Source organism: Deinococcus marmoris DSM 12784 (assembly GCF_000701405.1).
In the GTDB taxonomy this organism is placed as follows: Bacteria; Deinococcota; Deinococci; order Deinococcales; family Deinococcaceae; genus Deinococcus; species Deinococcus marmoris.
Genome location: NZ_JNIV01000123.1, coordinates 1 through 11,471, shown reverse-complemented (window position 1 = coordinate 11,471; position 11,471 = coordinate 1). Strand labels below are relative to the sequence as shown.

Here is an 11,471-nt window from a genome sequence, read left to right as displayed (position 1 = left end):
ACCACCCCTCTCGCACCCTTTCACGCTCTGGTCTTGCATCCATCATTTTGTTGGAACCCCAAATGCAGACACCCCCGTGCCCACAGCGCTGTGGAACCACCCCATCCCATGCCGAACTGGGCCGTGAAACACAGCCGCGCCAATGATACTCGGATGGCAGCATCCCGGAAAAGTCGGTCAGTGCGGGGGTTTTTTCTTTTCTTTCCTCAACGCGCCCCAACAGCGCGTTTTTTGCGAGAGTAGCTCAGCTGGTAGAGCACTACCTTGCCAAGGTAGATGTCGCGAGTTCGAATCTCGTCTCTCGCTCCACAGTTTTATCCAAGTAGCCCCCTCCGATCTGGAGGGGGCTGTTTTATTGGCTCCACCTTTGCTATTCATGCTATTCAAATGCTCAAAGCGTGCCGCAGAGGCCGCCCGATACGCCACAATACAGGGATGTTCGAGTTTGAAGTTCAGCACCAGGACGGTCGGGCGAGGGTGGCGCGTTTTACGACTCCACACGGCACGGTCACGACTCCAATGTTCATGCCGGTGGGCACACAGGGCACGGTCAAGGGCATCAGCCCACAGGAACTGCTGGACATCGGATCGCAGATGATTCTGGGCAACACCTATCATCTGATGCTGCGGCCCGGCGAGGAGTTAGTGGCAGCGCACGGCGGACTGCCCGGCTTCACTGCTTATCCCGGCCCATTTCTGACCGATTCCGGCGGCTTTCAGGTCATGAGTCTGGGCCACCTCCGCAAGATTGCCGAGGAAGGCGTGATATTCAAGAGCCACCTAGACGGCAGTCTGGTGGAATTGACGCCAGAGCGGAGCATTGAAGTGCAGCAGGCGCTGGGGGCCGATGTGATCATGGCCTTTGACGAGTGCCCACCCTTTCCGGCAGAGCGTGAGTACATCACGCGCAGTCTGGAACGCACGGTGCGCTGGCTGGAGCGTTGTCTGACCTTCAAGACACGGGACGATCAGGCCCTGTTTGCCATCGTGCAGGGGGGGATTCATTCGGACTTGCGGCAGCTCAGTCTGGACCTGACCCTCCCTTTCAACACCCCTGGATTTGCCATCGGCGGTCTGGCCGTGGGAGAGAGCAAGGCCGAGATGTATCCCGCCGTGGACTTCACCACCGCCCGCCTGCCTGCCGAAAAGCCGCGCTATCTGATGGGCGTGGGCCATCCGGAAGATCTGGTGGCGGGCATTGCGCTGGGAGTGGACATGTTCGACTGCGTGTATCCCACCCGCACCGGGCGTTTTGGCTACGCGCTGACCGACGACGGACGGCTGAACATGAACTCCAGTGCGCCGCGCCGGGAGCTGAAACCCATTGACGAGGACTGCGACTGCTACGCCTGTCGACACTACACCCGCGCTTATCTGGCCCATCTGGTCCGCGCGGAGGAACTGCTGGCACCGCGCATGCTCTCACTGCACAACCTGCGCTATCTGCACCGTCTGGTGGAACGCATCAGGGCGGCTATTGCGGCGGGTGAATTTGACGTCTGGGCGAGGGCCTGGGGTGCGCGCTACTTTGGCGGAGAGCTGCCGCAGTGGTTCGCCGCTGCACTTGAGGCTTCAGCCGTTCAACCCGCTCCTGTGGCCGCCGATATCAGTCGTCAACAGTGAACCACTGTGCGTGTCATGAGTTGCTCATCCCTTCATGAGTTGGTCAGAAATGGCCCCGGCATCCCAGAATGCCGAATTTATCTCCCTCTCAGGGTTGACCCATCTCTCTTCATGCTTGTATCATCCGTTTTGATCTGACACCTGTACACCCATTTCGGGGGAGGCGCTCAGGTTGCAGCACACAGTTGCGTTAAGCGGGAGAGAACGAAGCGGTGAATTACTCCGGGAGAGGAAACTCGGTAACTCGCCCCACCGTCACCTTCAGAAGCCGTATTCACTCGCTTCCGACGCGCGACAACCTTTGGGGGTTCAATATGAAGAAAAGCTTGCTCGTCCTCACCGCCGCTCTGGCATTCGGCATGGCCGCTGCCCAGACGGAGGCACCCGCCAGCGCACCTCAGGTGCCTGCGCTGACCGACGTACCCGCCGGTCACTGGGCCAAGGACGCCATCGACCGTCTGGTCAGCCAGGGCATCATCCTGGGCTACCCCGACGGCACCTACCGTGGCACGCAGAACCTGACGCGCTACGAGGCCGCTGTGATCATCGCCCGCCTGCTCGATCAGGTGCGCACCGGTGAAGTTCCTGCCAGCGGCATGGACGCCGAAACCCTGACCGCGCTTCAGAACGCGATTCAGGAACTGGCCGCCGACCTCGCCGCCCTGGGCGTGCGCGTCAGCGACCTAGAAGAAAACGCGGTCAGCCGCGACGACTTCACCCGTCTGGAAGACCGCGTGGAAGCGCTGGCTGGCAGCACCGGCGACGCCGAAGCCGTGGCCAACATCCAGGCCCAGATCGACGACCTGACGGCCCGCGCCGACGACTACGACACCCTGCGTGCCGATGTCGACGACAACGCCAGCAGCATCGCCGCCCTGAACGACCTGACCGTGCTGCTGAACCAGGACATCCTGAACCTTCAGGACCGCACCAGCGCCATTGAAGCGGCCCAGGCCGATCTGGTCCAGAAAGCCGATTTCGACACCCTGTCGGGCCGCGTGGGCACCGTCGAGGGCCGCGTCACCAAGGTGGAAACCTCGGTGGGCGACCTGGATAACCGCGTCAAGCAGCTCGAGAAGTACGCCTTCAGCCTGCGCCCCAGCCTGAGCGCCACCTACTACGTGGCCCGTGGCACGCGCGACATGGACTTCGACCGCCTGATCCCCGGTACGGTTTTCAGCACCGGTGATGACGGCAACGGCGATACCGCCGACACCGCCGTGGACTGGGCCGACCTGACGGGTGGCCGTGTGGCCATCGGCGCGCCTGTGACCCCGGCCAAGCCCGTTGCAGCCGTGGGTGAGACCCAGGCCCAGTTCGAAGCCCGTATTGCTCAGGAGCAGGCGGCAGCACGCAACGCCACCGCCCAGAGCTTCTACGGCTTCAGCACCGCCGCCGTCACCCCAGTGAACAAGGAAGGCCAGACCACCCTGTCCTTCGGCATCACCTTCGACAACGCCGGCAAGATCGACACCGCGACCAGCGCAACCACTGGTAAGTTCACCCCGAGCGCCGGTGCCCTGAACGTCAACAAGGTCGACGTGACCTTCGGCGTGCGTGCCGGTCTGCCCAGCGCCGATGCCCGTTACCCTGATGTCACCCAGGACAGCGTGACCTACCGCCCCCTGTTCTTCTTCTTCAAGCAGGGTACGGCAGCCTTCACCGTGGGCAACGCCCCCGTCACGGTGACCTTCGGCAAGGCGCTGAAGTTCAAGTTCAGCGATTACCTGTTCGACAACGACAGCACCGGGCGCGGTGACGGCTACGTCGTCAGCGTGGACGGCAAGAATGTTCCTGTGATCGGCGCTTACAAGCCCGTGATCACGGTGGTCTACGGCAGCCGTGGCGGCGCAGACGCTGCACTGAACTTCACGGACACCTTCAACGCAGCCAACGTCCTGGTCAGCCGCACGGCTTCCGGCCTGTCGAACGGCGCGTACAAGTACTACCGTGGCGTGCGTGCGGAAATCACCCCTATCGGCACCCTGAAGGCGGGTCTGAACTACGCCCAGGAAAGCCTGGACGCCACCGGCGCGACGGCTGCTGCCAACTACGCGGCCAACGGCAGCACCACCAGCAACCCGGTGACGAGCGCGGGCACGGTTATCGTGACCGGAAGCGACGTCGTCGCCTTCGGCGCAGACCTGCACGGCACGGTCGCGGGCTGGCAGATCGACAGCGAATACGCCCAGAGCCGCGTGACCAACAGCACCTTTGCGGCAGTAACGGGTGTGCGGACCAATGCGTCTTCCACGCAGCGCGCCTTCTACGGCAAGATTGCAGGCACCCTGGGACCCGTCAAGATTTATGACGTCAACTACCGCAACATCACCGCCGGCTACAACGCCCAGGCCGGGATCATGGAAGCCGATCCTGCCGACGGCGACAACGGCAGCACCGCGCCTTACCACAACAACCAGAACGGTTTTGGCGTCAAGGTTGCTGGCACGCTCGGCCCCGTGGCCGTGGGCGCTTACTTCGACCGCGAGACCGACAATCTCAACACGGCGGGCACCCTGATCACCGACTTCGGTGTGGCGGCCAAGGCCAACCTGTTCAACCTGGTCACGGTTCGCGGCGGTTACTACCAGCTCGATAAGGGCGCAGCCGCGTTCAAGAAGTCCAATGCCCTGTCGGGCGAAGGCCGCCGCTACAGCGTGCGCGCCGACGTGACCCCAGGCTTCGGTCTGGCCATCGGCGGGTACTACAACCACTTCTCGCTGAACAACGTGCGTACCCAGAGCGACAACCAGCTCTTCCGCAACAGCAAGTACAACAGCTACTTCGGTCTGGCCAACAACGAGTTCCTGAACTCCGACGGCTGCGGTGCCGATCACCCCGGTATCGCCTCCTCCGACACCGACGGTGTGGGCGGCGCGCTGAGCTTCTCGCTGGCCAACTTCACCGACAAGAACTGCTACACCGAATTCGGCGCAGAACTGACCCACAACGGCAAGGATGCCAGCGCGCTGGTCAAGGACCTGACCTTCCGTGTGGGCTACGCCTCGCGCTTCCGCAACGCCACCAACAGCTACAGCAACGGCTTCACCTACGGCGACGTGCTGTACGGCAAGAAGATCGGGATCGCCCAGGTGGACGTCAAGGCCGCCTTCGGTCTGGACCGCTACTCGGCCACCGAGCTGGATGCCAACGTGGGTAGCCTGAGCGGCGTCGTGAACAACAGCAATGCCGCCGCTATCGGCGTCAAGGTCACCACCGACGCGCTGAACGTGATCTTCAAGCCCAGCTTCGAGGGTCAGGTCGGCTACTACACCCGCAGCCACGACTACGGCACCGGCACGTATGTCGGCGCTACCCCGACGATCGCCAACGCTGACGCCACGGGTCCTGTTGCCAAGCCTGCCGACTACACCTCCAACGCCGTCAAGTACTCGGTGGGCGTCAAGCTCAACGAGTTCCTGCTGCCCAACACCAAGCTGGCCGTGTACTACGCCGGTTACCAGGGCACCAACCGCGCCTACACCTCCTTCGTGGACGGCACGGCAGGCAAGTACTCCGACGTCAACACCGGCGGCGCGCGTGTGAGCCAGGACCTGCTGTATGTGGAAGGCAACTACTACGATCTGTCCTTCGGCTACGGCGTGGGCAACTTGCGCATGCGCGGCGGTAACGCCACGGCTCCTGCCGACGCACGCGGCCAGGTCTTCAAGATCGCCTACAAGGTCAACTTCTAAGCCCCATCCGGTTGACCGAGTAACTCCACCCTCCGCCCTGTTTCCTAAAGGCCCCCGCCCAGCGCGGGGGTTTTTTTGTTGTTTGGGTGTGCTGAGTGGTGTGGACAGCCCAGCCGCTAGACTGCCTGTATGCTTCCCGTGTTCGGACACCTCAACCCAGATACCGACGCCATCGCCTCCGCGCTGGTGTACGCCCACCTGCTGTCGCGGCAGGGCATAGACGCTCAGGCTTACCGCCTGGGCGACCTGAACTTCGAGACCCCGTTCGTGCTGCAAAAGGCCGGTGTGGAGGCCCCGCCACTGCTGCCCGTACTGGAGGCCGGTACGGCGGTGGCGCTGGTGGACCACAACGAGCGCGCCCAGTCCGCGCCCAATCTGGCGGACCTTCAGGTGACGCACGTGGTCGATCACCACAAGCTGGGAGACCTGACCACCATGCAGCCCGCCTTTCTGCGCTTTGAACCCGTCGGCTGCACGGCCACGCTGCTGCTCAAGCTGCACCGTGAAGCCCGCCTGCAAGTGGAACAGGCCGACGCCTGGCTGATGCTGTCGGCCATTCTGAGCGACACCCTGCACTTCCGCAGCCCCACCACCACCCCGAATGACCGTGAGGCGGTGGCATTCCTGGCCCCGATTGCCGGACTGCGCGATGTGACGGCTTACGCCCTGGAGATGTTTGCCGCCAAGAGCGATCTGGGCGACACGCCCGCCGCCGAGTTGCTGAAGATGGACTACAAGGTCTTTCCCTTTGGCGACCCCGCCGCGCAGCATCCTGTCCAGCGCTGGGGCCTGGGCGTGATCGAAACCACCAACCCTGGCTACGTGTTCGGGCGGCAGGCCGAGTTGCTGGACGCCATGCGGGCCGCGCGGGCTGCCGATGGCCTGGACGGCGTGCTGCTGGGCGTGGTGGACATTCTGAACGAGACCAACCGTATGCTGGTGGCGGGTGAGGCCGAGGCGGCGGTGGTGCAACAGGTTTTCGGTGCCCCCACGCTGGACGGTGTGGCCGATCTGGGAGGGCGCATCAGCCGCAAGAAGCAGATTGTGCCTGCACTGGAAAAGTATTTCGAGACGCAATCCTGAATTCCACAGTTCAGAACCCTGATGAACACCTGGACTGGCTGTTCGCCCGCCAGCGCTTCGGCGTGCATCCGGGGCTGGGGCGGGTGCAGGAGCTGCTGTCCCGTGTGGGCAGCCCGCAACACGCTTTTCAGACCGTGCTGGTGGGCGGGACCAACGGCAAGGGCAGCACTGCCGCCGTGCTGGCCTCCATGTTGCACGCACAGGGGCGGCGCACCGGCCTCTTTACCAGCCCGCACCTGACCCGCTTCACCGAGCGTTTTCAGGTGGACGGCCAGGAATTGCCGTCTGGAACTGTCGATACCGCGCTGGAGCGCCTGCGTCCCCACGCCGAAGACACGGGCGCGACGTTCTTCGAGATCGTCACGGCGCTGGGGGCATTGCTGTTCGCGGAGGCCGGGATTCAGACTGCCGTGATGGAGGTGGGCCTGGGCGGACGCCTGGATTCCACCAACGCCCTGGACCCCGCGCTGAGCGTGATCACCAACGTGGCGCTGGACCACACCGAGATTCTGGGAAATACGCTGGAGGCCATTGCCGCCGAGAAGGCCGGGATTCTGCGTGCAGGCCGCTCTGCCGTGACGGGTGTGTCGGCAGACCTTCTGCCCCTGTTGCGGGCCACCGGGGCGGACCTGTGGGCGCTGGGCCAAGAGATGCGGGTTCAGACCCATTCCCTGGGCTGGCAGGGCGCAGAGGTGGCCCTGAAGCTGCCGGACACTGCCCTGGAATTTCAGACCCCACTGCTGGGCGCACACGGGGCGCGGAATGCAGCGCTGGCGGCGGCGGCGGCTTGGCGGCTGGGCGTGGGTGGGGCAGCGATCCGGGCAGGTGCGGCGGCGGCCCGCTGGCCCGGACGGCTGGAAGTCCTGCCTTCAGGTGGCCTGGGTGCCCGCCTGTTGCTGGACGGCGCGCACAACCCCGACGGCGCGCGGGCACTGGCCGCCACCCTGCTCGAACTGGGCGTCCCGCCCGTGCCGGTCATCTTTGGCGCGGCAGGAGACAAGGACGTGGGCGGCGTGGTGCAGGCTTTGCGTCCACACGTCTCGCACGCGGTCCTGACGCGGGCCACCCTCAGCCCGCGTGCGGCGGCGGCGGCAGACCTCGCCCCGCTGTTCGCGGGATTGCCCGTCACGCTGACCGAATCGCCGGGAGAAGCGCTGGCCGTGCTGACTGCCCTGAAGGCCCCGCTGGCACTGGCCTGCGGCAGCCTGTACCTGATCGGTGAACTGCGCCCGTTGCTGCTGGGCACGGCGGGCGAGGACCGCGAGCGCTGGCAGTAGCCCCTGCAAAAGACGCTTACCCGCCGGTTTCTGCCCGGTAGGCCGCCTGAACTTTTGCCAGTCCCGGTGCGAGGGCCAGGGCGCGCAGCAGCGGCCCACTGATCTTTAATTTTCCGGCGGTAATGGCGGCCACCGCATTCAGGTCGCCGCGCCAGAAAGCGTGCGCCGTCTCGCCGCTCATGGCAAAGGTCAGGTCACTCTCTGCTTCGCGGGCGGCCTGCCCCCGGCTCAGCGCGGCGGTCTGTCCGTCCCTACCATCTACCCGCAGCCATGCACCGGGAGCGTGAATGGCGAAGGTCAGGGCCAGCCGCCCCTGCGTGGGGCCGGGATCGGCAGCTTTCTGGAAGACCCGGAGCAGCAGGTCCTCGAGTTCTTCACCGGTCTGAAAGGGCAGAGGGGTCACGCTTCCCAGCCCAGCCCAGATGCCGCACGGCAACCGTATGATTTGCGGCAATCGCGCGTGTGGCACAGCCTTGAGCTGACTTTCACAGGGCGGCCCCGCATACATATTGCGCCGCCTATCCGGCGTTACATAAGCAGGCAAGATCAATTCAAGGAGGTACAAGAATGAATCAGCAATTACAGCAGACCATCCAGGCCCTTTCGGGCGGTGTAGCGGGCGTGGACGCTCAGACGGCAGTCAGCAACGTGACGAGCTGGCACGGCACGCTGGACGGCGTTCCCGGAGCGGAAAGCGTTACCAGCATGCTGGCGCAGCTCAAGAGCGCGCTGGAAGGCGGCGACCTCGAAGGCGCAGCCGCACTGTTGCCCGATCTGGGCAGCGAAACCAGCAAGCTGGCCTCCGCCGCACCCGCAGAGGATCAGGAAGGTCTGCGTCAACTCGGCTCCGCTCTGGGCGGCAAGTAAGCCAGAGCAGGACTCAGCTCATTAGAAGGGGGGCCGTTGCTGGCTCCCCTTCTTCTTTTTTCCTTTCCCTGCCTGCGGGTGGGGATTTTTTGGTTCCAAAACGCCCCTGCCCCGTATGCTGACCCCGATGCCCCACCTCTCGTTTACCGTGGAACCGTTGTCGGAAATCCTTCCCGCTGTGCGTGCGGCGCTGGAGAGTGGGGAAGAGGTCACCCTTGAAGTGCCCGATCCCGACGCGGGGCTGGGCCTTTACGCGGGTGAGCTGTACACGGGCGCGGCTGGCCCCGCCGGGCGGCACCGGCCCTGGAGTGCCTGGGCCGATCTGGCCGACGCGCTGGGGGCGCACCTGTTGACGCCGCAGCCATCCGGGCCGGGCCGCGCACGCTTCGGCCTGCGCCGTTACGCTGCCGCACCTGCCCCCGATGCAGGGGGCTACGGCACAGACGGCGACTGGGCGCGGGTGGACAAGCTGGAAGACCCGGTGCTGCTGCTGACGCTGGTAGAGGCGCTGCGCCGGATTGATCCCCCGGCGGGAGGGCGCGTGCTGGCGCTGGGCGTGAACAGCGGGCGCGAGCTGGACGCGCTGGCGCTGGCCTTTCCTGGGCGGCCCTTTACAGTTGTGGGTCTGGACACCGATGCCTCGGCGCTGGCTGTAGCACGCGGCAGATTTCCGCGTGCCGAATTTCTGGAACTGGACGTGGTTGGATTGCCAGTTCCAGCACTGGGCCGCTTCGATCTGATCCTGGCCCTGAGCCTGCTCCAGAGTCCGGGGGTGCGGCGCGACGTGCTGCTCAAAGCGCTGTGCAGGCAACATCTGAGCGAAACAGGCGGACTGGTGCTGGGCTTTCCGAATGCCCGTTACCGCGACGGCCTGCTCAGTTACGGCGCACGCATGAGGAATTTTGCGCGCCCGGACCTCAGCCTGCTGTGCGCCGACGTGACCGATACCCGCCGCGATCTGCAAAAGCGCGGCTTTCAGGTCTTCGTGACGGGTCAATATGAGGTTCTGCTGACCGCGCTCCCAGTTGAACATCGTGTGGGACGCGACTTGACTTTGTAATTCTTCCTGCAAAACCGGAAGGCAACCCACACATTAAAAAGCTATCCCCCTGGGTCCCCCCGGCGGGGGTATTTTCTGGTCTTCCCAGCCGAACATGAATTCTGATGTTGTGAAAAATCCTGTCTGGAATGGGTTCCAGCGTCATCTTTATAATCTCATTTTTCTCATTCTATGTGTCAACGATCAGAGCATATGCAAATTCCAGTCGGCCATGTAAGTAATGCGTAAGAGCAAGGTTTTTAACCTCAGTTCAGGAAAACAAGCCCTGCTGCCACTCCATCTGATTCTTCACCTTGCATTCATTTTTATAGGAGATCCCCATGAAACGTCACATGCCCACACTGCTGATCACGCTGCTGCTCTGCGGAGCTGTGGGCGCGGCGGCTCAGGGCGGTGAAGCCATCAGCCTGAAGCTGAGCATGCTGCTGGTCAAGACCGTCAAGGTGGCTGGCAAGCCCACCGAACAACTGCTGCCCAACCCCGGCAGCGTCAACCCCGGCGACGTGATCAGCCAGGTGGTCAGCGTGCAAAACGTCACCGCCAAAGTCGTGCGCGATCTGCCCGTGCAACTGCCCGTGCCCAGAAACACCGTGTACCTGGCTCCTGAAAAGAGCCTGAACAGCGCCCGAACCCTGTACTCCATCGACGGTGGCAAGACGTTTGCCGCCGCGCCCCTGAAAAAGACCATCACCGTGACCGAGAACGGCAAGTCTGTTCAAAAGGAGGTGGAGGTCCTGCCCAGCGAATACAACGCCGTGCGCTGGATCGTGGCGGAACTCAGCCCCGGCGCGCAGCTCAAGCTCGGGTACCGCGTCCAGGTCAGGTAAGCCCCCGCCCCTCCCAGCAGTCTCTGAATTTTATCTGAATGTCCACTGGCCGCCGAAGGCCGAAGCAACCAAGGAGAGTACCCGTGAAAGTGAATCCTAAATTCCTGACCCTGATGGTGGCCCTGGCCGCCGGAACCGCCGCCGCCGCTGGAACGCCCTCCGGCACCGTGATCACCAACACCGCGACCGCCACCTTCACCGACCCCACCACCAACGCGGCGGCTGCGCCGGTCAGCTCCAACACGGTCAGCACCACTGTCCTGCCCAAGCCGGATTTCGATATCGTGTACACCGCTGGAGCCGACGGCACCACGGCCACCGGGACACTGCCCGGCAATTATCAGGGACAGGTTCTGCCCGGCGGGTTGCTTGAAACGCCCTATAAAGTGGTCAACCTCGGGAACGTCGACAACTACGTCGTTCAACTGGCCGCCAACACCAATGGCAGCCCCAACGCGCCGACCAGCGTCAAGTATTACCTGGACGCCGACAACAACGGCCTGCTGGGTGCCGTCGAGCTTGCCGCCGGAGCGATCACGCAGGTCACCGTCCCCGTCGACAAACTGGAGACCGGGCAGGACGAGGGCATCGTCAGCATTATCCAGGTCATTGAAGTGCCCGCGAACGCCGTGGCTGGCGGTCAGTACGCGGCCAGCCCTCAGGGGACCGCCAATGTCTTCGATTTCAGTACTGGACAACTTGATGTTGACAGTGTTCTGAACGGCATTTTTGCCGTTTGGGCATTTGATCGTAGTCTGAAACGGCAGTAGGCGGCTTCCTGAAGCTGTGAAACAAGAAGAAGCCGCCCAGATCGACGCTATCAAGTTCGTCCAGCTCCTGAAAGAGCGCTTCCCCTTCTTGCGCCGCGATACCCTGCAACGTGCCCAGGATGCGATATGTGCGCTGATTGAGCAGCGCTCCACCAATCAGCAGCAGTGGTCCCAGGCCATGCCTGGGACTGGCTCCCCAGAAGCCAAGAAAAAGCGTCTGGGACGGTGTATACAGGATCCGCAACTGGACAGCGATTTCTTCCTGTCCT

Annotated in this window: 9 protein-coding genes, 1 tRNA gene, 1 rRNA gene and 1 pseudogene; 11 read left to right on the top strand and 1 reads right to left on the bottom strand. The window is 63.6% G+C overall.

Annotated features, from left to right (window positions below; all coding sequences use genetic code 11):
- Positions 1 to 72 precede the first annotated feature (72 nt).
- The 6 genes from rrf to Q319_RS0120240 all read left to right on the top strand — a co-directional run bounded on the left by rrf (position 73) and on the right by Q319_RS0120240 (position 7,678).
- Positions 73 to 189: ribosomal RNA gene (gene rrf / locus Q319_RS0120265) — 5S ribosomal RNA — on the top strand.
- A gap of 44 nt (positions 190 to 233) precedes the next feature.
- Positions 234 to 309: transfer RNA gene (locus tag Q319_RS0120260), tRNA-Gly, on the top strand.
- A 126-nt stretch (positions 310 to 435) separates the two neighbouring features.
- Positions 436 to 1,623, top strand: coding sequence for a tRNA guanosine(34) transglycosylase Tgt (tgt, locus tag Q319_RS0120255; RefSeq protein WP_029484249.1), 1,188 nt, complete (start codon positions 436 to 438; stop codon positions 1,621 to 1,623).
- Between the two features lie 314 nt (positions 1,624 to 1,937).
- A complete protein-coding gene (locus Q319_RS0120250) occupies positions 1,938 to 5,318 on the top strand; it encodes an S-layer homology domain-containing protein (RefSeq protein WP_029484248.1) in 3,381 nt (1,126 codons plus the stop codon).
- Between the two features lie 129 nt (positions 5,319 to 5,447).
- The gene (locus Q319_RS0120245) at positions 5,448 to 6,401 is read left to right on the top strand and encodes a manganese-dependent inorganic pyrophosphatase (RefSeq protein WP_029484247.1); all 954 of its coding nucleotides are present in this window, start codon (positions 5,448 to 5,450) and stop codon (positions 6,399 to 6,401) included.
- A 62-nt stretch (positions 6,402 to 6,463) separates the two neighbouring features.
- A complete protein-coding gene (locus Q319_RS0120240) occupies positions 6,464 to 7,678 on the top strand; it encodes a bifunctional folylpolyglutamate synthase/dihydrofolate synthase (protein WP_245619409.1) in 1,215 nt (404 codons plus the stop codon).
- Between the two features lie 16 nt (positions 7,679 to 7,694).
- On the opposite strand, the gene Q319_RS0120235 is transcribed toward Q319_RS0120240, so the two are convergent.
- Positions 7,695 to 8,081, bottom strand: coding sequence for an SCP2 sterol-binding domain-containing protein (locus tag Q319_RS0120235; protein ID WP_034416041.1), 387 nt, complete (start codon positions 8,079 to 8,081; stop codon positions 7,695 to 7,697).
- Positions 8,082 to 8,245: 164 nt separating this feature from the next.
- Here Q319_RS0120235 and Q319_RS0120230 point away from each other — a divergent pair, with 164 nt between their 5' ends.
- The 5 genes and pseudogenes from Q319_RS0120230 to Q319_RS0120210 form a co-directional block, all read left to right on the top strand.
- Positions 8,246 to 8,545 carry a hypothetical protein gene (locus Q319_RS0120230; RefSeq protein ID WP_029484244.1) on the top strand — a complete coding sequence of 100 codons (300 nt, stop codon included), beginning with the start codon at positions 8,246 to 8,248 and terminating at the stop codon, positions 8,543 to 8,545.
- A 127-nt stretch (positions 8,546 to 8,672) separates the two neighbouring features.
- Positions 8,673 to 9,605, top strand: a complete 933-nt coding sequence (locus Q319_RS0120225; protein WP_029484243.1) for a class I SAM-dependent methyltransferase — start codon at positions 8,673 to 8,675, stop codon at positions 9,603 to 9,605.
- A 320-nt stretch (positions 9,606 to 9,925) separates the two neighbouring features.
- Positions 9,926 to 10,432: a hypothetical protein gene (locus Q319_RS0120220; protein ID WP_029484242.1), complete on the top strand. Its 507-nt coding sequence runs from the start codon at positions 9,926 to 9,928 to the stop codon at positions 10,430 to 10,432.
- Positions 10,433 to 10,515: 83 nt separating this feature from the next.
- Positions 10,516 to 11,202: a hypothetical protein gene (locus Q319_RS0120215; protein WP_029484241.1), complete on the top strand. Its 687-nt coding sequence runs from the start codon at positions 10,516 to 10,518 to the stop codon at positions 11,200 to 11,202.
- 16 nt (positions 11,203 to 11,218) lie between these two features.
- A pseudogene (locus tag Q319_RS0120210) lies at positions 11,219 to 11,471 on the top strand (IS4 family transposase); the annotation flags it as partial.